Here is a 21,794-nt window from a genome sequence, read left to right on the forward strand (position 1 = left end):
CTGTCCACCGCTGCGACGCAAAAGCCGTGGTCGGCTACCAATGGGTGGCGGACAGTTCCCAGTGTCCGAGAGCTTTGTTGATCAGTTCATGTAGATCTTCACTGGTTGCAACTGCGGGGTCCGGGGTTGCCAACGCGATGGTCATCACCCCGCCGGACGACGCAGCCCAACCGGCAACGGAGGTTCGCGTCATCTGTGTGGCCTGGGCAGAGAGCCTCGGATGCACGGAGCGGGCAGCGATCACCCGACCACGATGACCGGCGAGCATCGACAAGATGCCGTCGAGTTCACCGAGGTTGGAAGCCAGGCCATCTCGCGAACCCGGGTCGGGGACGAGGGCGTGCGCGGCGCGGTGTCCGATGACCTGCAAGAGTTCGGCAGGCATGCCTGCAGGCGGTCCCAGCCCGGAGCCATCGCCCGCCGCGGCATAGCCGGTTCGTGCGCGCCGACGCAGCAACGGCAGATCCTGACATTCGTCGATCGAGGTGATTCCGATCGCGGCGGTGGTCAAAGAGTTTGCCTCGGTGCCGCCCTGGGCAACCGGAAGTGAGAGTTCGATGGGCCCGGAACCCCGGATCTGCAGTACGAGTTCACCGATCAAAGACGTGAAGAGAGTGTTCGATGTGCCGCCATGCGCTGCGGCAGCAGCAGTCCAGGCCTCGGCGTCCACCGAGAAGATGGCGGTCGGTTCCCGCCACTGCGGCGATCCGGAGGCTTTGGGAGGTCCAGCCGGAGAGCGTTGGGCCGCAGCGAACAGTTCGGCGCGATGTGCGCGATCGCGGCAACCTTTCCATAGACTCCGCGCGACCCCGCCGACAACAATTCGAAGCTGCGACGCCGCGTCCCGGAGGTCATCGGCGAGCGTGGGTGAGGGGGAGTGGGCCAACTCGGGAAGCTCTCCTGCCGTGGCCTTTTCATCTGCAGCCATCCCGGCGGCCGTCAACAGTGCCCGGGCGTCGGCAACAACATGCGAGCAGACCAGCGAGACCACGCTGCCGCCCGCATCGAGCCGGGCCACCGACAACTCCCACACCGGACCCGCGCCGATGTCGAGGTGGGTGTTGCTGCGTTCGTCAGCCCAGGCGGTGATGGTTCCCGGAGCCAGTGACCGTGGCTCGTCGTAGATCGGTGCCACGTGTGCATCGGACGCAAAGACGTTGCGGGCAGGCCAGATCCGAGGGCGGACCACCCTGCGGGTAAGCGGTCCCATCGCCAAGGCGCGATGGGACGGTTCGAGATCGGCGGCGGTCACAACTGTGTCGAATCGCCAGAGCCCTTGCATGTAGAGGGGAAGGCCCATGCCCTGATGGGTTCGCCAGAAGATGTCATCTGAGACGCCGAGTCGCTCGCTCTGTACACCGAGTCGCTCGCTCCTGGCGCCCGCCCGTTGTGTACGGGCGGTACCGACGGGCCTTCCCCTGCGCTTCATGCCTGTCGGCCGCGATGAGTCCGATACCAGCGCAGCAGCGAGTCGGTGGACGAATCATCCTGAGCCTGTGGCGAATCGGCTTCGGTTATCACCTTCAGTAACTCGGAGGCCTGGGTCTTACCCAGTTCGACGCCCCATTGGTCGAAGCTGTTGATGCCCCAGATCGCGCCCTCGACAAAGACCTGGTGTTCGTACAGTGCGATCAATTGCCCGACAACTGACGGGGTGAGCTTGGGTGCCAGGATCGACGTCGACGGACGGTTGCCCGGCATCACCTTGTGCGCGACCACATGTGGGTCGACGCCCTCTACCGCCACCTCGTCCGCGGTCTTGCCGAACGCCAGCACCTTGGTCTGCGCAAAGAAGTTGCTCATCAACAAGTCATGCATACTGCCGGTACCGCGGGTCGATGAGCCGGCTCCGCCCTCGGTTTCGTAGCTCGCGGGTAGATCATCTGTGGGCTCGGCAAAACCGATGAAGTCGGCCGGGATCATCCGGGTGCCCTGGTGCAGCATCTGATAGAAGGCGTGCTGCCCGTTGGTTCCTGGCTCGCCCCAGAAGATCTCACCGGTTTCGGTGGAGACGTGGTGGCCCTCGATGTCGACCGACTTGCCGTTCGACTCCATCGTCAACTGCTGCAGATAGGCGGGGAACCGCGCCAGGTCGTTCGAGTATGGCAGCACAGCGCGCGATGCGGTGTCCCAGAAGTTGGAGTACCACAACCCGATCAGGCCCAGGAGCACCGGAGCATTCTGATGCAGTGGCGCGGTGAGGAAGTGGTGATCGACGATGTTGAATCCATGGAGGAACTCGGCGAAGGATTCTTTGCCGACCGCCGCCATCACCGACAGACCGATGGCCGAATCCACCGAGTAGCGGCCGCCCACCCAGTCCCAGAAGCCGAACATGTTGGCGGTGTCGATCCCGAACTCGGAGACCTTCTCGGCGTTGGTACTCACCGCGACAAAGTGTTTGGCGACGGCGTCGGGTCCGGCACCCAACTTCTCGAGGAGCCAGGCCCGCGCCGCGGAGGCGTTGGTGAGCGTCTCGAGGGTGCTGAACGTCTTGGACGCGATGATGAACAGCGTTGTCTCGGCGTCGAGCCCATCGAGTGCGGCCACCAGGTCGGCGGGGTCGACGTTGGAGACGAACTTGCAGCGGATGTCGGTGTCGACGTAGTGGCGCAGTGCTTTGTAGACCATCACCGGACCGAGGTCGGAGCCGCCGATACCGATGTTCACCACGGTTTTGATCGACTTTCCGGTGTGGCCCTTCCATTCACCGGACCGCAGCTTGTCGGTGAAAACGCCCATCGCGTCCAAGACCGCGTGGACGTCGGCCACCACGTCTTGACCGTCGACCTTCAGGGTCGCGTCGCGGGGGAGTCGCAGTGCGGTGTGCAAGACCGGGCGGTCCTCCGAGGTGTTGATGTGTTCGCCCCAGAACATCGCGTCGCGCTTCTCGGTGACCCCGGTCTGGCGGGCCAGATCCAGCAACAGGTCCAGGGTTTCGCGCAGCACCCGATGCTTGGAGTAGTCGATGTGGAGATCTCCGACGTCGACGGTGAGATCGGTTCCGCGCGTGGGGTCGACGGCGAAGATCTCCCGCAGATGCATCGCGTACACATGTGGCTGATGCGCAGACAGTTCTTGCCAGGGCTGTGACCCGGTCAAATCGAACTTTCGGCTTGGCTCAGTCGGAACGCTGGTCATCGTGACAGCCCCTTCATCGGTGGTGCGAATGTGCTTCTTCACTGCCGTACCTCGACCATCAGCCTAGTCAGACCGTCCATCTCGGGTGGCAGCGAGCACGCCGACTTGATCAAGCGGCCTAGCATCGAGTTCCATGACGTGCTGCACACCTGCCTCCGAATCGGGTGACGACAATGCGACACCGACGATCGCGACCACGGGTATTCATCGTGTCCCGCAGGTGGCGATCGCAGCAGGCAGTTTCGTGATGGGCGACCACACCGGTGATGGGTTTGCCGCCGACGGCGAGCTGCCGTTACACGAGGTGTCGGTCAGTGCGTTCGCCATGGACGCACATCCGGTCACCACTGCGGACTTTGCGGAATTCGCGGCCGAGACCGGCTATCTGACAGTCGCCGAACAGCAGGGTTTCTCCGCGGTGTTCCACCTGCTGATCGCCGAAGGAAGCGACGTGATCGAGCAATATCCAGGCGCGCCATGGTGGCTCGCCGTGGCGGGTGCGAGCTGGCGACAACCGTTCGGGCGGCCATCGAATGTGGACGGTGTGGACGACCATCCCGCGGTCCACATCAGTTGGCTTGATGCGCAGGCATATTGCCAGTGGTCGGGTCGTCGGCTGCCCACCGAGGCGCAGTGGGAGTACGCGGCCCGTGGTGGCCTGGCCGGAGCCCGATATCCCTGGGGTGATGACTTGATGGCGGCAGACGGCAGTTGGTTGTGCAATATCTGGCAAGGCGATTTTCCCGCCCACAACACCGTGGAAGACGGATACCTCGGGACGGCGCCGGTACGCAGCTACGTGCCCAACGGGTTCGGGCTGTGGCAGATGGCGGGCAACGTCTGGGAGTGGTGCGCGGACCTCTTCGACCCCCGGTACTACCGCAGCGCGGACCGCCACGATCCGCCAGGGCCACAGCGGGGCCGGTCGCGAGTGCTGCGGGGCGGTTCCTACCTGTGCCACGACTCCTACTGCAACCGCTACCGGAACTCGGCCCGCTCACACAACACGCCGGTCTCGTCGATGGGCAACGCCGGTTTTCGAACGGTGGGCACGTCCGCAGATGGACCCCTGACCGCGGATCGAGGCGGTCAGGCCACCAGCGCGTGATCGGCGACCGGCCACGCGCCCACAGTCGTCACCGTGTGTCGAAGGCTCTCGAGTTTGGCCGCCCGGACGTGATCGTGGAGCCATCCGGTCGCATCGTCGGGATGACGGTGAGCCATGACCGCCGCGGTGAACGCCAGTGCAGCGCTGTCTGCAGCCACGCTGACACAGTCGAATGCCGTGGTCACCTGACGCGGATCGATGGCTGCGAGCAGGTCGGCGGCTCTCACCTGCGCGAGCGCGGCGCCCGCGGAGGCAATCACCGGGCCGACCTGGATCGTCACCGGGCCGCCGAAGGTGTCGGTGAGCAGCCGGCCGGCCCGATCGGCGAGGAATGCGCGAGCCGTTGTCATCAATTCGAGTCGACCGCCTGCCGGAACGATCACCGTTCCACGGCCGAGCTGAACCCGATGCCACGCGGGAATCGGCGGATCGGTGTCCGGGCAGCGGACAACACCGGATGCGTCTTCGGTGAGATCGGCGAAATAGAGCGCCTCGATGATCAACTGATCGAGCAGAGACGAGACCAGTACGGGTTGGCCGTTCGCCAGATCCACCGCTTCGATTTCGGCTGATCCACAGTCGCGGTTGACGGTGGCATCGAGGCGGGCGGCGACCGCGGCGGTGTGTTCGACGGCGAGGTCGAGCAGCCCTGGGTCGGCCACCGACACGACGATGTCGGTCCCGAGCCCGCTGATGGTGGCGTTGTCCGGCATGGTGCACCTCGCCCGTCTCGGAGTTCGTCTGAACTCCACTGTCGTCTCCCAACCTGGCAGGCGTCTGTGAGGAGACGATGAGCAGCCTGACGAAAATCCGGCACGACGCCAGTGGTCGTACTGGCCCTCGTCGACGAAAGTCGCTTTCTTGGCAGTCCGGTCAGGACTCGTCGGGCAACAGGGCCCGGGTGAGGGTCACCCGGATCCAGTTCTCGAACTCGTCGTAGGTGAATCCGGCCGTGTCGACCAGTTGCTGATGTGTCTGAGGGCTCGCGATGACCCAGGCCGTGTCGGCGGCGGCCGCAGGTGTCAGCCCGGGCCGCAGCGCAGCCGGGTCGAGATTGGCGAGGAGATTGCGGATGCTCATGCGACGGATCTCCATCAGCGATTGCCAGTCGTCGGCGGCCTCGGGATCGACCGCAGCTGCCTGCGCATAGGTTTTGAAGCCGACGGCGGCACGTTCGGCGAGCAACCGGAACTGGTGGGTCATGTGCGCGATCAGTTCGCGGGGCGCAGCCGCGATCGGATCGAAGGTCCCCAGGATGGCCAGCGGCATGTCGTCGGGGTTGACCGAGCCGGGATGGTGGCCGATCACCTGTGACTCCATCATTCCGCGCAACAGACCGCGTTTGCTGCCCCATGACGAGTAGAGACTCTGAACCGATACGTCAGCGCGTTCGGCAATTTTCGCCACAGTCGCAGCGGCATAACCACTTTCGGTGAATACCTCGATAGCCGCGGTCAGCACGCGTCGGCGGGTCTCGGCTCGGGTGGCGGCGCCGGCCTCTCGCTGCCTGCTGGTCCTCCGGCTTTTTGATTCTGTTTCGCTCTTGCCCACGTAGACAGTATATGTCATTCTTTGGAGTAACATTCCAAATCATTTGAACGTGACTCAAAAAAACGTTCTGACCGGACATCCTCCGAAAGATCCGAAGCCATGACAACCACACCCCGCACCACGCAGAAACCGATCAACACGCGCGCCATCATGATCGTGGTGTGTATCGCCCTGGCGGCGGTTGTTGCCGCCATGTCTTCGCTCAACGTCGCCCTCCCGGACATCGCCCGAGCGACGCACGCCGGTCAGACACAGCTGTCCTGGATCATCGACGCCTACTCGCTGATCTTCGCCTCGTTCCTCCTGCTGGCCGGGGCAATAGGGGACTGCTACGGCAGACGCAAAACCCTCATCGCCGGACTGGCGATCTTCGGGATCGGATCGGTGGTCGCGATGACCGCCACCTCGGCATCGGAGCTGATCGTGCTCCGCGGAATCCTGGGATTGGGCGCGGCACTGGTCATGCCGGCGACACTGTCGACCATCACCGGAACCTTCCCCGCCGACAAGCGAACGCAGGCTGTCGGAATCTGGGCAGGCGTGGCCGGAGGCAGCGCCATCCTGGGCCTGTTGTGTTCAGGTGTGCTGCTCGAATTCTGGTCGTGGCGTTCAGTTTTCGGACTCAACGTGGCACTGGCAGCCGTCGCGCTCATAGCGGCATGGCGCGTTGTGCCCGAGTCGGCCGACGCTGATGCCCCTCGCCTCGACATCGGTGGTGCGTTGTTGTCGATCGCCGGCCTCGTGGTGCTGGTGTACTCGATCATCGAAGCTCCCGAGGCAGGCTGGCTTTCGGCGCGCACATTGACCGGCATCGTCGGTGGTCTGGTGATCCTGGCCCTGTTCATCGGATTCGAACTGCGTCAGAAAGCGCCGATGCTCGATCCCCGGGTCTTCCTCCATCGCGGACTGAGCGCAGGCAGCCTGTCGATCTTCATGCAGTTCTTCGTGTTCTTCGGGTTCATCTTCGTGGTGCTGCAGTATCTGCAGATCGTGCGGGGTGGGTCGGCGTTGATGTCCGCGATTTCGATGCTCCCGATGGCGGCGGTGATGATGCCTTCGGCCCGGGTGTCCCCGAAGCTCGTCGAGAGGTTCGGGACCCGCCGGGTGTGTGTTGCCGGACTGGTCCTGGTCTCCGCCGGACTGTTCGTCCTGTCGCAGCTGGGCGTCGGCACCTCGTATTGGTTGATGCTCGTCGGACTCATCCCGCTGGGGATCGGGATGGGGACCGCCATGACTCCCGCGACGAGTGCGATCACCGGCGCGCTTCCCGCGGCGCAGCAGGGTGTGGCGTCGGCGATGAACGATCTGTCCCGCGAAGTCGGTGGAGCACTCGGTATCGCCGTACTCGGCAGCCTGCTGACGCAGGGCTACCGCAATCATCTCGAGCTGCCCGGACTGCCGTCCGGCGTGGTGGACAAGGCAAAGGAGTCCTTCGCCGGAGCGGCCCATGCCGGTGGTCAGGTCGCCGCGCAGGCGGATACCGCATTCGTCAGCGGTCTGCAGATCGCGCTGATCGCAGGCTCGGTTGCGGTGCTCATCACGGCCATCGCCGTGGGCCTGCTACTGCCAAGGGGCGAGCTGGTGGTCTCGGACTGAGGTGGCCTCTGGCGCGCCGCGCCGGTCAGCGGTGGGTCGGCTCGCCACGGAGTTCGCGCTGGCTGGCCCGGGGGCGCCGAGACGGAAGTGACCGCTCCGCGTTTTCCCCGTCGATCTTGTCGAGCTGGCGACGGTAGCGGGCCATGAAATCGAGGGCGATCTTGTTGCCGTCGGCTTCCGAGGGCAACACGTCGCCGGTGTCGGCGCGCCACCGGTGCAGTCGCGCCTGAAGGTCGGTCACCACGTCCGCGAGACGGGGGTCGTCGACCAGATTGTTCAACTCGAGTGGATCGGTCAACAGGTCGTACAACTCATGCGGCGCCCGCGGCAGATCCTGGGAACCGTCCAAAGCCCTGGCCGACGGGCTGTCGCGGATGTCCAGCGGCAGACTCAGAGCCGGACGATCGGCGTAGTTCTCGATGTAGCTGTACCGATCGGTGCGGATCGCCCGGATCGGATCGAAGTTGTCGTGGTAGCTCTTCTCCGTGAAGACCTCGTCGCGCACCGTGGCGCAGGCGGTGCCGGTGATCGTCTCGGCGTGTGAAAAGCCTTCCACCGCTTCAGGGATTTCGACACCCAGCAGATCCAGCACGGTCGGGGTGAGGTCGACACCGCTGAAGAGGTCGTCATAGACAAACGGTGTGATGTTGCGGTCGGTGGGTGGCCGCACGATCAGCGCGACCCCGGTGCCCTCGGAATACAGCGTCGATTTGGCGCGCGGAAAGGCCAGTCCGTGGTCGGTGATGAACACGACCCAGGTGGTGCGGTCGAGGTCGAGTTCGGCGAGCGTGGACAGGAGACGCCCGACCGCGGCGTCGGCCTTGGTGATCGAACCGAGCAGCCCGGCGAGATCCTCACGGACGGGACGGGCGTCGGGCAGAAATGCCGGGACAACAACACTTTTCGGGTCGGCGTGCACATAGTCTTCGGCCGGATAGGGTCGATGGGTCTCGAAGAACCCGGCCGTCAACAAGAACGGCTGCTGCCTGCGCTGCGCGTCGGCGCCGAAGGTGCGTAACCACTCCTGTGACTGTTCCACGACGTGGTCGCATTCCGAATCGGAGATGTCGAATTCGTCGAAGCCCAGACGCCCCGGATCGCTCGACTCGTGTTGCATCCCGAAAAGCGCGCTGTACCAGCCGTTCTCGCCCAGGACCTGGGGGAGTGTCCGGACGTCGTCGTGGTATTCGAAACCGTGGTGTGCCAGACCGGTCAAACCGTTCGAATGGGGATACCGCCCGGTGAACAGCGAACCGCGGGCAGGCGAGCACAGCGGTGCGGTGGCGTGGGCGTTGCTGAAACGGATCCCGTCCGCGGCCAGCGTGTCCATCGTCGGACTGTCGACGCCGTCCGCCCCGTAACAGGCCAGGTGCCGACCCAGATCATGCCAATGGATCAGCAGAACATTCTCGGCCATTCACCACTCCTGTATCGGGCTTCGGATCTCCTCACGGCGAGCAGATCCATGTCCCTCGAGTCGACCAATCCTGCAGGCAACGCACCGTCCGAGACCACACTTACGCTCGGCGTGGGCCGAATGTGCGGCGAAGCCCGAACTAGCGACCGAGGGGTCCGCGGCCCAGACGCAGCAGCAGCATGGCCAGGGTGTGGCCTTCTTGGCCGAGTTCGCTGAACCGGTCGAGCACCTTCATCTCACGGCTGTGCACGAGGCGGGTGCCACCGGATGCCATCCGGCTCTGTCCGATGCGCTTGGACACCGCGGTCCGGCGTTTGATCGCGGCGAGGATTATCGCGTCGACGCGATCGATTTCGCGGCGCAGGTCATCAATGTCCTCGGGGAGATCTACCACGTCAGACCCAAGATCTAGGCCGGACAGGTCGATCGGCTGGTCAGCAGTCACGGGCCCAAGTGTGCCACGCAGGGTGGTGACGCTGGTAAGAGTGGTCGTTGTGCATCTGTCCACAGCGGCCCTGAGATGGACTGGTCGAGCTCCGCCTTCGGCTTCGTCTCTGCCACGCCCCCGCCCCGTACCGTCACAGCCGGGCTCTGCGGTGAGCGCGACATCTCGGGGTGCGATGGTGCTGTGGATCGCGTCGGCGCTGATCCTCGTTCAACTCGTGGTGCGGATCGCGCTGGTTACCGGCGGCGACTTCTACTGGGACGACCTGATCCTCATCGGCCGGGCCTCCGAGCTCTCGACATTCTCGTGGGATTACCTCATGTACGGCCACGATGGACATCTGATGCCGGGAGCATTTCTGGTCGCAGGTCTGAGTACCGACCTCGCGCCGTTGAACTGGGTGGTCCCGGCGGTCACGCTCGTGGTTCTGCAGTTGGCGGCCTCGCTGGCAGTGCTCAGGATGTTGAACGCGATCGTGGGACGGACGCGTCCGGCGTTGCTGGTTCCGCTGGCGTTCTACCTCTTCACACCGCTGACCGTGCCGGCATATACGTGGTGGTCGGCGGGCTTGAATGCGCTGCCGATGCAGATCGCGATGGCAGTTGTCGTGACCGAGGTGGTGCACCTGTGTCGCGGTGGGGTCGCGAATCGGCGGATGGTGATCGGCCGGGCGCTGGTGGCGTTTGTGATCGGGCTGGCGTTCTTCGAGAAGTCCCTCCTCATCGTGCCGGCGGCCATGGTTGTGGCGGTGCTGTGGTGCCTGATGTCCGGCCGCGGTGCCACCGTGCGGCAGGCGGTGCGTACGGCCTGGACATCGGCACGGGAATTGTGGATTGGGCTGTGCGCGATCACCGCTGGGTGGCTGGCGTTGTATCTGATCGTGGTGCCGGTGGACGCCGAGGGTCACTCTCTCGACCAGACGTTGCGGATCGCCTGGCGATCGGTCAATGGAGGGCTCATCCCCGGACTGCTCGGCGGGCCATGGGACTGGGAACGCTGGCTGCCGAGTCCGCCGTTCGGCACGGTCGGTTGGCCGCTGACCGTCGTCGGCTGGCTGCTGGTGTTGGGGGCTGCCGGTTACGCCCTGTACACCCGCCGCCATGTCGGATGGATACTCGCCGCCGTGGTCGGCTACGTGGTCGTGCTGCAGATACCCATCATCTGGAACCGGACCGGTGACCACACCACCGTCGAGCTGGCCCAGACGCTGCGTTACCTGCCCGACAGTGCACTGTTCATCACCATTGCAATGGCGTTGACGCTGGTGGCACCGGTCCGCAGACGTGACGTCGAGCTCAGCCATCGGCGGTGGTTGCGCCCGACCGCAGTGGTGGCGACCGGCGCGTTCATCGTCAGTTCGGTGCTCGCCACACAGCAGTTCTCGAAGGAATGGGATACCGATCCGACCGGCGACTACCTCGCCAATGCGCGTACGTCGCTGGCGCAGACGCGGGATACCCCGATGTTCGACCATCAGGTTCCGATCCTGGTCCTGCTGCCGCTGGTCAAGCCGTACAACATGGTCAGCAAGGTCTTCGGCAGCCTGTCGGACCGTCCGGAATTCGATGCGCCGACGGACAAATTGCAAGTGCTCGACGACTCCGGGCGATTGGCGCCCGCCGACATCACTCCCATTCGCGGCATCCGAGCCGGTCTCGGGGATTGTGCCGATCCGGAGGTGAACGGTCCCACCGACCTGCAACTCGACGGACCGCTCCTGGTCTGGTCGTGGAAGGTTGCGCTGCCGTACTGCGCGACCTCCGACGGGGAGATCGAAGTGGGCCTCGCCGATGGAGATCCGGTGACCGCACCGGTCAAAGCGGGACTGAACACGGTCTACCTCCAGCTACACGGAGGTGGAGACCAGCTCCGGGTGCGGCCCCTGACGCCGGGGCTGGGACTGCACATCGCGCAGGGACGTGTCGGTGAACTCGTGCGGGTGCCCTGACCTGTCTCGAATCACACCGCCGGTACGGTGACCACCTCGATACCGCTGACCCCCGCCTTCTCCAGCGTCTTCTCGGTGGCTGCGGCGGCATCGGATTCGGCGAAGACCCACCGGACCGGGGTGTCCTGCGCGGCATCGGTCTGGGCCTGCGCGGCCGCGATCATGGCCTCGGTGCCTTCCCAGCTGCTGCTCAGCGCGCCATCGCTGCCGATGTTGTCCGAGTAGCCCGGACCGAACGTTGTGAGCAACGTGCCGTCGGGAGCGCGGCCGTCGAATGCCTGCCCGCCGACGACATAAGTGTTGGTGGAGTTGATGCCGGTGATCTGCTGGTTGTAGTCCCGGCTCTCGAGAGTGCCCTTGAATCCGTCTCGGCTCCAGACTCCGGTCGGCTCGGCGGTGGACACCTGTTCGTTGCCGGCGAGCGCGCGGGTCAGGACTGTGGCGTCTTGATCGAGGTACACGGTGAAGACATATGCGACGTCACCCTTGAGGGTGCCGTCCTCGCCGGATCCGACCGTGAAGGGGCAGCGGGTTTCGCCCCGGCCGTTCAGGGGGATGACAACCGTGCGGGTGCAGGTGCCGCCCACCGGCCGGTCGTTGAGGGTCAGGGTCATGTCGCCGACGATGGTGATGGACCCCGGCGCGCTCGTCCCGGGGGTCGTGGCGACGTACGTGACGATGTACTCACAGACCGGCGGGGTGCACGGGGCCGGGAACACCGCGAGGCGGAATCCACTGGCGTCGAAGTTCGGGTTCAGATACGGCGCCGGGATGTGGGTGAGAGTCGCGGCCTGCTCATCGATCGCGTCGTAGATCCGGGCGATCTCGTCGGCGCCGAGGGGTTCGACGGACAGATCGACCTCGATGACCGAGCCACCCGGTTGATCCAGTGGGCCGGCAACGGTCGAGAGGGTGTTGGTTTCGGCCACAGTCGTGGTGCGCAGGCTGCCACCGGCGACGATCGTGTCGTCCTCTTCGACGACGATGTCCGGAAGTGTTCCCGGTGTGAAGCGCCCGTCAGGGGTTCCGACGAGGCCGGTGGCCTGTCCCCGTTCGGTCATGTCCAGCGAAGAGTTGTCGTTGGACAGTGCCAGGCCGAGTGCGGACGGGGCCAGGAGGCGACCCAGGTCGGGGAATGTTGCCGGGTCCAGGGCAGCCCAATCGCTGGCGACGGCCTCGTAGTTCATCTTGGGCTTTTCCAGATGGCTCTTCCAGAAGCTGGCCGAACCCTTCGCGTACGTCTGACCGTTCACGCCGATGATGTCGGCGGTTTCGCCACCGACCTTGATCGTGCCGCGCAGGTCACCGCCTGCGGTCACCTCGACATCGTCGAGGTTGATCTTGTCGGTGCCGGAGGTGACGGTGCCCGAGTACGTGGCGCCGCGCTGATTCGCGAACTCCAGAGCGACCGCCCCGAGCTGCTTCTGGGCCAGGATCGCCGAGGGTGCCACCGCGGCCCCGTCGGCGGCGCGCGGGATGAACATGGCCACGACGACCGCGATCAGCGCCACCACGGCAATACCCAACGCGACCTTCGGGATTGCATTGCTCTTCAACGTGGTGCCCCCCACCCATTCGTTTTGTCCGGCTGCATCCCCCGGTGTGGTGCGGGTCCCACCCCGCATCGGCCACCGAGTGGCTCACGTGGCGCATGCGTACCAACGTGATCCGAGCTCGAGTGGCGATGATGTTACCGAACGCTTGCCAGGACCGGCGGAGTCGTGAGGTGTCGGTGTGAGCGGGTAACTTTGGGGCACGATGAAAAGCGCTGCTCCCCACCCGTCGCTGCCGGGCATGGCCACTGGAAACCTGCACGAGGGCACCCGCGCCGAATCACGGCGTGCCCAAGAATTGCTCGACGGGCTGAACACGCAGCAGCGGGCAGCGGTACTGCACGCCGGTTCGCCGCTGCTGATCGTTGCAGGCGCGGGTTCGGGTAAGACCGCCGTGCTCACCAGGCGGATCGCCTACCTGCTCGCCGAACGTGAGGTCAGTCCAGGTCAGATCCTCGCGATCACCTTCACCAACAAGGCGGCCGCCGAGATGCGGGAGCGGGTCGTCGACCTGGTGGGCCCGCGAGGGCAACGCATGTGGGTCAGCACGTTCCACTCGACGTGTGTCCGCATCCTGCGGGCCCAGGCGGCGCTGCTGAGCGGGATGAACTCGAACTTCTCCATTTACGACGCCGATGACTCACGCCGGTTGCTGGGCATGATCGTGCGCGACCTGGATCTGGATCCGAAGAAGTTCAGTCCGCGCGGGGTCGGCATCTCGATCTCCAACTTCAAGAACGAACTCGTCGATCCCGATGCGGCGATGGCCGCCGCCGAAGAGGGCAGCGAGCCCGCATCGAAGACGATTGCTCAGATCTATCGGCAGTATCAGCAGCGATTGCGCTCCGCGAACGCCTTCGACTTCGACGACCTGATCGGCGAGACCGTGGGTTTGTTGCAGGCCTTCCCAGAGGTCGCCGAGTACTACCGGCGTCGGTTCCGGCATGTTCTGGTGGACGAGTACCAGGACACCAACCACGCGCAGTACGTTCTCGTCCGCGAGTTGGTCGGTACCGGCGCCATCGGCAACGTGACGCCCGCAGAACTGTGTGTGGTCGGTGATGCCGACCAGTCGATCTACGCCTTCCGGGGCGCGACGATCCGCAATATCGAGCAATTCGAGCGTGACTTCCCGAACACCGAAACGATTCTCCTGGAACAGAATTACCGTTCCACCCAGACGATCTTGTCGGCCGCCAACGCGGTCATCTCACGCAACGTCGGCCGCCGCGAGAAGAAGCTCTGGACAGACTCCGGTGACGGTGAACTCATCGTCGGATACGTTGCCGACAACGAGCATGACGAGGCACAGTTCATCGCCCGCGAGATCGACGCTCTCACCGATTCCGGGGAATTCAACTACTCGCAGATCGCCGCGTTCTACCGCACCAACACCGCCTCGCGTGCGCTGGAAGAGGTGTTCATCCGTCTGGGCATCCCGTACAAGGTTGTCGGCGGGGTCCGCTTCTACGAACGCAAAGAGGTCCGCGACATCGTCGGGTACCTGCGAACGGTCGCCAACCCGGATGACACGGTGAGTTTGCGCCGCATCCTGAACACCCCGCGCCGGGGGATCGGCGATCGCGCCGAGGCCTGCGTCGCGGTCCACTCGGAGAATACCGGGATCAGCTTCTACCAGGCGCTGATCGACGGTTCCGAGGGCAAGGTCCCGCTACTGGGAACCCGTGCGGTCAAACAGATCTCGGCTTTCGTCGAACTCATCGAAGGGTTGCGCAAAGACTTCCTGTCGAACTTCGGTGAGGGCGGATCCGATGCCGCTGACATCGTCGAGCTGGATGCCGGCAGCGAAGCCGGCGACATCGGCGAGCTGGTGGATGCGATCGTCGAACGTACCGGTTACCGCTACGAACTCGAGGGTTCATCGGATCCGCAAGACGGTGCCCGCCTCGACAACATCAACGAATTGATCTCGGTGGCAAGGGAATTCAGTGCCGAGGCCGCAGAAGCGGTGGCGACGCAGATACCGGAAACGCAGATCGGTGAGGCCGCCGACGGAGTCCTGTCGCCCGAGCCCGAGGACCCAGATCTCGAGCCGGATCCGGGTGAGCCCGAACCCGGTTCTCTGGCCGCGTTTTTGGAACGGGTGGCCTTGGTGGCAGATGCCGACCAGGTGCCCGACAACGAAGATGGTGTCGTCACGCTGATGACCCTGCACACGGCAAAGGGCCTGGAGTTCCCGGTGGTGTTCGTGACCGGCTGGGAGGACGGGCAGTTCCCGCACATGCGGTCCCTCGGCGATCCGGCCGAGTTGTCGGAGGAACGCCGGCTGGCGTACGTGGGCATCACGCGTGCGCGCAAGCGGCTGTATCTGAGCCGGGCGATGGTTCGCTCGGCCTGGGGCACTCCGATGCAGAACCCGGAATCGCGCTTCCTGCAAGAGATTCCACAACATCTCATCGAGTGGCGACGGACTGAACCCAAGCGCGGCATGGGGCGCGGGTTGAGCGATGGCACCCGCGACTACGGCGACAACGGCCGCGGCTTCGGTGACGAGCGCTTCGGCGGTTCGGCCGGGTCCGGTTCGCGGCGTCGAGAGTCGTTCGGCTCACCCACCCGTGGTCGTAACAAGCAGGTCCACGTGGAGGTGGGGGATCGGGTCACCCATGCCAAATACGGGATGGGCAAAGTGGTTGCCAAGGAAGGCGCCGGTCCGACCGAACGGGTCAAGTTCGACTTCGGCAGCGCCGGCCAGATCACGCTGATGTCGTTCGGCGGGCTACCGGTAGAAAAGCTCTGAGTCGCCGACAGGAAAAGCCTGCATCAGATCGATGCAGGCTTTCCTGTTGTCTTCAGGTCTCGCAGTGCCGGCGCGGGCTGAAAAGCCCGCGGGAACAAGATGTTCGGGTCAGCTGGCGTAGCCGGAGAGCTGCACACCGTGTGAGGCGAGCCACGGCGTCGGGTCAGTCTTGGTGGTGCCGTTCTTCCAGACCTCGAAGTGGAGGTGGGGTCCGGTGGAGAAGCCTTCGTTGCCGACCTCGGCGATGACGTCGCCCGCGGTCACGGTCTGGCCCTTTTGAACGTGCACGCCGCTCGATGACATGTGGCCGTACATCGTGACGGTGCCGTCAGGTGCCTGGATCTGGACCCAGTGCCCGTATCCGGAAGCCGGGCCTGCCGCGATCACAACACCGTCGGTGACGGCGTGGATGGGCGTACCAAGCGGGGCTGCCATGTCGATACCGCCATGGAATGTTCCCCAGCGGCTGGCGTATGCCGAGGTGAAGTCGTAGGTCCCGAGATCGATGGGGGAGACGATCGTCGGACGGCGCGCTGCGATTTCTGCGGCGACTTTCTCGTCGGCGATCTGCTGGCCGGTCGCGAGCTGGGCCGTAAAGGTGTCCATGTTGACCGGTATCGGTGCAGTAGCCATTGCGGCTGCTGGGCCGCTACCGGTACTGACCATTGCTGCGGGAGTCGGCGTGGCGGTCTTCGCGGCCGTCGTGGGTGTGGCCTCGTCGGATTGCTGTGCAAACGATCCCGTTGCTGCGGCCACTGCGGCACCGGCGGCGACCGCAAGAAGTGCGGCGCGGCCCTTCAGTGCCTGCGGCGGGGCGGTGATGCGGTGTTTACCGCCACTGCGCCCGGGGGAACGTTGTCTTTGTGGAGACCATTCGGGAGCATCGTCTTGCGGGGCGAAGTCGTCGAATTCAGCGCCACGGACCTCAAAGGGATGTTCGTGGAGGATTTCGTCGAACTCGATCTCGGCGACAACGATGTCTTGCGTGACCTCGGCCGGCCGAGGCTGGTCGTAGGCGTCGCGATCGAAACGACGAGTACCGGTGGAGCGGTGGCTTGCACGGGTATCCGTGGCCGAATCGTTACGCCATTGGCTGAGAGGTCCGTCTGCATACTGCTCGAGACCGAAGTCGTCGATCGGGATGATGCTGGTGATCTCTTCGTCACGTAAGGCATCAGGGCGCTGCTCGTCTAGAGTTCCGGCCGAAGCGCGCTTACCTGCGCCGCCTCCGGGTTTCGTTTCACGAGCGTCCAACTGATTGAGCCTTCCTAGCGTGTACAGAAGCAGTCGAGGTAGTTCCACCGAACTGCACGAATAATTTACTGTGACAAATCCGTGACCTTCTGACCTAGCGACGGTAACGAAACGATTGCAACGGCCGCAACCGCTCACGGATTTGAGGCCCCGAATGTGACCTGGATCACGTAATTGCGTACGCTTTCTCGATATGCCTCGTCGCTGGTCGCAGACGAATCCTGCAAATGATTCCCCGAGTGAACAATCAGTAAGTGATCTGAGGCACAAGCGGCGGTAGCAATGGCCGACGGCGTTTCGCGCGGCGTTAGAGTCATCGATGGTTCGCAGGCACCAACTGCGGACAAACCTACGAGATGGTGAGCTGAATGGATCTCTTCGAATACCAGGCGAAGGAACTCTTCGCCAAGCACGGGGTGCCGACCTCGGCAGGACGTGTTACCGACACGGTTGCAGGCGCACGTGAAATCGCCGAAGAAATCGGCAAGCCCGTGATGGTCAAGGCGCAGGTGAAGGTCGGCGGCCGCGGTAAGGCGGGCGGCGTGAAGTACTCCGCTGACGTCGACGCCGCAGTTGCAAATGCGGAGGCCATCCTCGGCCTCGACATCAAGGGCCATGTTGTCAAGAAGTTGCTGGTCGCAGAGGCGAGTGACATCGCCGAGGAGTACTACATCTCCTTCCTGCTCGACCGCACCAACCGCACCTACCTGGCCATGTGCTCGGTCGAGGGTGGCGTCGAGATCGAGGTCACCGCCGAAGAGAGCCCTGACGCACTGGCCAAGATCCCCGTCGACGCCGTCAAGGGTGTCGACCTCGCGTTCGCCCGCGAGATCGCCGAAGCCGGCAAGCTGCCCGCCGAGGTGCTCGACGCCGCGGCCGTCACGATCCAGAAGCTCTGGGAGGTCTTCATCAACGAAGACGCACTCCTGGTCGAGGTCAACCCCCTCGTGCGTACGCCGAACGATGAGATCCTCGCCCTCGACGGCAAGGTCACGCTCGACGAGAACGCCGCATTCCGTCAGCCCGGTCACGAGGCGTTCGAAGACAAAGACGCCACCGACCCGCTTGAGCTCAAGGCCAAGGAAAACGACCTCAACTACGTCAAGCTCGACGGTCAGGTCGGAATCATCGGTAACGGTGCCGGTCTGGTCATGTCGACCCTGGACGTCGTCGCCTACGCAGGCGAGAAGCACAAGGGCGTCAAGCCTGCCAACTTCCTGGACATCGGTGGCGGCGCCTCGGCTGCGGTCATGGCTGCCGGTCTGGACGTCATCCTGAACGACCCGCAGGTCAAGAGCGTGTTCGTCAACGTCTTCGGCGGCATCACCGCGTGTGACGCGGTTGCCAATGGCATCGTCGGCGCACTGAAGACCCTGGGTGACGAGGCCAACAAGCCGCTCGTCGTGCGCCTGGACGGAAACAACGTCGAAGAGGGTCGTCGCATCCTCGCCGAGGCCAACCACCCGCTGGTGACGGTCGTCGCAACCATGGATGAGGCTGCCGACAAGGCCGCCGAACTGGCGAGCAAGTAGGAGCTGTAGACCAATGTCGATTTTTCTGAACAAAGATTCCAAGGTCATCGTCCAGGGCATCACCGGCGGCGAGGGAACCAAGCACACCGCGCTGATGCTCAAGGCCGGCACCCAGGTCGTCGGTGGCGTCAACGCCCGCAAGGCAGGCACCACCGTCAGCCATGACGGCGGCGTGGAGCTGCCCGTGTTCGGCACCGTGGCCGAGGCCATCGAGAAGACCGGCGCCGACGTGTCGATCGCTTTCGTGCCGCCGAAGTTCGCCAAGGACGCGATCATCGAGGCCATCGACGCCGAGATCGGTCTGCTCGTCGTCATCACCGAGGGCATCCCGGTGCAGGACAGCGCGTATGCGTGGGCCTACAACGAGTCCAAGGGCAAGAAGACCCGGATCATCGGACCGAACTGCCCCGGCATCATCACCCCGGGTGAGTCGCTGGTCGGCATCACCCCGGCCAACATCGCAGGCTCGGGCCCGATCGGCCTCGTGTCGAAGTCGGGCACGTTGACCTACCAGATGATGTTCGAGCTGCGTGAGATCGGCTTCTCGACCGCCATCGGCATCGGCGGCGACCCGGTCATCGGAACCACCCACATCGACGCCATCGCGGCGTTCGAGGCGGACCCCGACACCAAGATCATCGTGATGATCGGTGAGATCGGTGGCGACGCCGAAGAGCGTGCAGCCGATTACATCAAGGCCAACGTCACGAAGCCGGTTGTCGGTTACGTGGCAGGCTTCACCGCTCCCGAGGGCAAGACCATGGGCCACGCAGGCGCCATCGTGTCGGGTAGCTCGGGCACCGCGCAGGCCAAGCAGGATGCGCTCGAAGCCGCCGGAGTCAAGGTCGGCAAGACGCCGTCCGCGACCGCGGCGCTCGCTCGCGAGATCTACAAGAATCTGTAACAGCGCACTGCGCTGACAACGTCGATGGCGTCGACCCGGGTTTTCCGGGTCGACGCCATCGACATTTGCGTTGGTCCTGGCCCCCGCGGTGCATGACACGTAGTGTCGAATTACTGCTACACCCCCCCCGCGGAAGGCTGATCCATGACCGATGTTCCGGCAGAAAACCCAGGGCCGACAGTCGAATTCACGGTGTTCACCGGTCTCGACGAGGTGGTCGACTCTGGTACCGGCCGGCCGAAGATCGACGTCGTGGCAAAGCTCGCCGGGGCAAATGTGGTGCACCTGTCGCTGCGGGCCGGCCAGGTGATCGACGATCATCGATCGACGATGGAAATCCTGGTGATCGGTCAGCGCGGTTTGATCGAGTTCTCGGTGGGCGGTGAGCGCGTGCAACTCTCGCCAGGATCGGCGGTCCAGGTGGCTGCGGGTGTGACGCACAAGCTTGTCGCCGTGGAGGACTCGGCTGCGACGCTGCTGGTCCTCAAAGGGGCGTAGTAGTCGCGGGTCACCCGGTTCTGCCGCCAGAACACCGAGGTCGAGTATCGTTCTATGAGCGGTAGGGGGTACAAGGCACCGGCTTTGACAGCGGCGAAGAGAGCGGTAGACCAATGGTCACTGGTGCGACGACAGCGTCGAGCGTCGTGAGTGGAGTTCGTGGACTCTATGGTGTGGCCATCCGCATTCCGGTAACCGGCCCGTTGCTCGAGCGCGGAGCGGCGGCGGCTGCCGCGTTGGGTGAGCAGCTCATCGACTCTACGATCGAACTGACCCGGGCCGCGCTCAAAGTCGTCATCCGCGAGGTGATCACCGCACTCGTCGACGAAGTCGATCTGACCGAACTCGTCCTCAATCACGTTGACCTCGACAAGATCGCCACCGAGATCGACTTGGACGGCATTGCCGCGCGGATCGATATCGACGCGATTCTGGGCCGGGTCGACATCGATTCGGTGATCGAGACGGTGGATCTCAATCGTGCGGTGGGCGGCGTCGACATCGATATGATCGCGGCGCGGATCGATATCGACGCCATACTCGGTCGTGTCGACCTGATCGGAATCGCCAACGAGGTCATCGATGGCGTCGACCTGGAGGCGATCGTCCGGGATTCGACCACCACCCTGACCAACGGTGTTCTCGATGACGTCCGCGTCCAAGGAGCCCGGGCCGACGACGTCGTTGCCGGTGTCTTCGGAAAACTGCTGGGCCGCAAGCCGACTCCCCACAACGGTGGGCGAGTGGTCAACGGCGAGGTCGAAGCGACCACCGCGGTCAGCGAAATCGTTGTCGATGTGCACCGGCGCGGGTCCCACGAGCCACCGGCCGGTCAGTCATGACCGATGCGACACACCAGCCGCACCACACCAACAAGGACGCACTCGACACCCGGCTGGCAGGGATCGTCAGCCGGGGCACGGCAGCCGCGATCGACGTGCTGGTTGTCATTGTGATTCTCGGAGCGATGTATCTCTTCATCTTGCTGCTGGACTTGCTGTTCACCACCGGATCGTTCAGCGCACCGAACCCGAACATTCTGGCCTCGGGTGTCGTTTCGTATTCGGTGGTGCTGATCTATCTGACCGCGTGCTGGACGGTATCGGGGCGGACCGTCGGATCGGTGGCGATGGGTTTGGAAGTGGTCAGTCGCAACGGAAGTCGACTCGGCCCGGCCCGCGCGTTGCTGCGGGCAGCGTTCTGTGCGTTCTTTCCGATCGGATTGGCCTGGGTGGTAGTTGACCGCCGCCGCCGGTCGGTTCAGGACATGGTCCTGCGAAGCCGGGTCATCTACGCCTGGTGAGATGGCGTGGGCTCACCGATGCCGCAACCGTCACGTGAAGTCTGTGGAACCGACCGATTTGTTGGAGTGACGGGGGTGTACCTCGGTACTCTCAACAGACCATGACATTTGCAACCGAGGGGACATCTGCGACGGAGGGTTCCCCGTCGCCTGCCCCGGTGACCCGTCGTGGTCTGGCGAAGGCCGCGCGTCGGCGTGAACTGCTTGCTGCGGCAGCCCGACTGATGGCCGAACGGGGTTTTGCCGGTGTGCGACTGGAAGACATCGGCGCCGCGGTCGGCGTCAGTGGTCCGGCGATGTACCGGCATTTCTCCGGTAAGGACGCCGTGCTGGCAGAAATGCTCATCACCATTTCGCAACGCCTGCATGCAGGCGGGCAGGCGGTGGTGGCCGCATCGACCGACGACGTCGACGCGCTGGAGCGGCTCATCGAGTTCCACGTGGATTTCGCGACCACCGAACCGGAGCTCATTCGCGTGCAGGATCGCGACCTGTCGTCCCTGACACCGGAGGCCAGTCGTGAGGTTCGGCGACTGCAGCGCCAATACGTCGAATTGTGGACCGACGTTCTCGTCCGGGTCGACCCGTCGATCCCGCGGCAGGAGGGCCGAACGCGAGTCCACGCGGCCTTCGGCCTGATCAACTCCTCCCCGCGGTTGCCTGAGCTCGAGATCGCCCGCCAGCAGAAATTGTTGGCGCAGATGGCGCGCGCGGCACTGACCGCCGCACGCCCCTGACGAGCTCCCACAGTTCCCTCCCGAAATTCGCGCCGCTTGCCTGCGTGTG

Annotated in this window: 18 protein-coding genes; 10 read left to right on the forward strand and 8 right to left on the reverse strand. The window is 64.4% G+C overall.

The window, feature by feature from the left end; all coding sequences use genetic code 11:
• Positions 1 to 34: 34 nt before the first annotated feature.
• Both AC1TQG_RS13360 and pgi read right to left on the reverse strand, forming a co-directional pair.
• Positions 35 to 1,429: a hypothetical protein gene (locus AC1TQG_RS13360; protein ID WP_482137597.1), complete on the reverse strand. Its 1,395-nt coding sequence runs from the start codon at positions 1,427 to 1,429 to the stop codon at positions 35 to 37.
• Positions 1,426 to 3,141 carry a glucose-6-phosphate isomerase gene (gene pgi, locus AC1TQG_RS13365; RefSeq protein WP_482138728.1) on the reverse strand — a complete coding sequence of 572 codons (1,716 nt, stop codon included), beginning with the start codon at positions 3,139 to 3,141 and terminating at the stop codon, positions 1,426 to 1,428. Before pgi ends, AC1TQG_RS13360 begins: the two co-directional genes overlap by 4 nt.
• Positions 3,142 to 3,274: 133 nt before the next feature.
• Here pgi and AC1TQG_RS13370 point away from each other — a divergent pair, with 133 nt between their 5' ends.
• Complete coding sequence (locus tag AC1TQG_RS13370) at positions 3,275 to 4,249, forward strand: formylglycine-generating enzyme family protein (protein ID WP_482137599.1); 975 nt, start codon at positions 3,275 to 3,277, stop codon at positions 4,247 to 4,249.
• On the opposite strand, the gene AC1TQG_RS13375 is transcribed toward AC1TQG_RS13370, so the two are convergent.
• Positions 4,231 to 4,962: a hypothetical protein gene (locus tag AC1TQG_RS13375; RefSeq protein ID WP_482137601.1), complete on the reverse strand. Its 732-nt coding sequence runs from the start codon at positions 4,960 to 4,962 to the stop codon at positions 4,231 to 4,233. The two genes, AC1TQG_RS13370 and AC1TQG_RS13375, sit on opposite strands and share 19 nt — an antisense overlap.
• A gap of 160 nt (positions 4,963 to 5,122) precedes the next feature.
• A complete protein-coding gene (locus AC1TQG_RS13380) occupies positions 5,123 to 5,800 on the reverse strand; it encodes a TetR/AcrR family transcriptional regulator (protein ID WP_482137603.1) in 678 nt (225 codons plus the stop codon).
• A gap of 99 nt (positions 5,801 to 5,899) precedes the next feature.
• On the opposite strand from AC1TQG_RS13380, the gene AC1TQG_RS13385 reads away from it, so the two are divergent.
• Entirely contained in the window at positions 5,900 to 7,396 is a 1,497-nt protein-coding gene (locus AC1TQG_RS13385; RefSeq protein ID WP_482137605.1) for an MFS transporter, read from the forward strand.
• Between the two features lie 25 nt (positions 7,397 to 7,421).
• Here the strand turns inward: AC1TQG_RS13385 and AC1TQG_RS13390 are convergent, their stop codons facing one another.
• Complete coding sequence (locus AC1TQG_RS13390; RefSeq protein WP_482137606.1) at positions 7,422 to 8,813, reverse strand: sulfatase family protein; 1,392 nt, start codon at positions 8,811 to 8,813, stop codon at positions 7,422 to 7,424.
• Between the two features lie 139 nt (positions 8,814 to 8,952).
• Positions 8,953 to 9,258, reverse strand: coding sequence for a chorismate mutase (locus AC1TQG_RS13395; RefSeq protein WP_482137608.1), 306 nt, complete (start codon positions 9,256 to 9,258; stop codon positions 8,953 to 8,955).
• Positions 9,259 to 9,409: 151 nt separating this feature from the next.
• On the opposite strand from AC1TQG_RS13395, the gene AC1TQG_RS13400 reads away from it, so the two are divergent.
• Positions 9,410 to 11,206, forward strand: a complete 1,797-nt coding sequence (locus tag AC1TQG_RS13400; protein ID WP_482137609.1) for a hypothetical protein — start codon at positions 9,410 to 9,412, stop codon at positions 11,204 to 11,206.
• Between the two features lie 11 nt (positions 11,207 to 11,217).
• Here AC1TQG_RS13400 and AC1TQG_RS13405 read toward each other — a convergent pair whose 3' ends face one another.
• Positions 11,218 to 12,762, reverse strand: coding sequence for a hypothetical protein (locus AC1TQG_RS13405; RefSeq protein WP_482137612.1), 1,545 nt, complete (start codon positions 12,760 to 12,762; stop codon positions 11,218 to 11,220).
• A gap of 202 nt (positions 12,763 to 12,964) precedes the next feature.
• On the opposite strand from AC1TQG_RS13405, the gene AC1TQG_RS13410 reads away from it, so the two are divergent.
• Positions 12,965 to 15,517, forward strand: a complete 2,553-nt coding sequence (locus AC1TQG_RS13410; protein WP_482137614.1) for a UvrD-helicase domain-containing protein — start codon at positions 12,965 to 12,967, stop codon at positions 15,515 to 15,517.
• Between the two features lie 108 nt (positions 15,518 to 15,625).
• On the opposite strand, the gene AC1TQG_RS13415 is transcribed toward AC1TQG_RS13410, so the two are convergent.
• Positions 15,626 to 16,771, reverse strand: a complete 1,146-nt coding sequence (locus AC1TQG_RS13415) for a M23 family metallopeptidase (RefSeq protein WP_482137615.1) — start codon at positions 16,769 to 16,771, stop codon at positions 15,626 to 15,628.
• Positions 16,772 to 17,139: 368 nt separating this feature from the next.
• On the opposite strand from AC1TQG_RS13415, the gene sucC reads away from it, so the two are divergent.
• The 6 genes from sucC (at position 17,140) to AC1TQG_RS13445 (ending at position 21,745) form a co-directional block, all read left to right on the forward strand.
• A complete protein-coding gene (gene sucC / locus AC1TQG_RS13420) occupies positions 17,140 to 18,303 on the forward strand; it encodes an ADP-forming succinate--CoA ligase subunit beta (RefSeq protein WP_482137617.1) in 1,164 nt (387 codons plus the stop codon).
• Between the two features lie 13 nt (positions 18,304 to 18,316).
• Positions 18,317 to 19,207 carry a succinate--CoA ligase subunit alpha gene (gene sucD / locus AC1TQG_RS13425; RefSeq protein WP_482137619.1) on the forward strand — a complete coding sequence of 297 codons (891 nt, stop codon included), beginning with the start codon at positions 18,317 to 18,319 and terminating at the stop codon, positions 19,205 to 19,207.
• Between the two features lie 144 nt (positions 19,208 to 19,351).
• Positions 19,352 to 19,705 carry a cupin domain-containing protein gene (locus AC1TQG_RS13430; RefSeq protein ID WP_482137621.1) on the forward strand — a complete coding sequence of 118 codons (354 nt, stop codon included), beginning with the start codon at positions 19,352 to 19,354 and terminating at the stop codon, positions 19,703 to 19,705.
• 146 nt (positions 19,706 to 19,851) lie between these two features.
• Positions 19,852 to 20,547, forward strand: coding sequence for a hypothetical protein (locus tag AC1TQG_RS13435; RefSeq protein ID WP_482137623.1), 696 nt, complete (start codon positions 19,852 to 19,854; stop codon positions 20,545 to 20,547).
• Complete coding sequence (locus tag AC1TQG_RS13440; RefSeq protein ID WP_482137625.1) at positions 20,544 to 21,008, forward strand: RDD family protein; 465 nt, start codon at positions 20,544 to 20,546, stop codon at positions 21,006 to 21,008. The genes AC1TQG_RS13435 and AC1TQG_RS13440 overlap by 4 nt, the downstream gene beginning before the upstream one ends.
• Before the next feature lie 101 nt (positions 21,009 to 21,109).
• Positions 21,110 to 21,745: an SACE_7040 family transcriptional regulator gene (locus AC1TQG_RS13445; RefSeq protein ID WP_482137627.1), complete on the forward strand. Its 636-nt coding sequence runs from the start codon at positions 21,110 to 21,112 to the stop codon at positions 21,743 to 21,745.
• Positions 21,746 to 21,794 lie beyond the last annotated feature (49 nt).

This window comes from Williamsia sp. Y844, assembly GCF_056786475.1.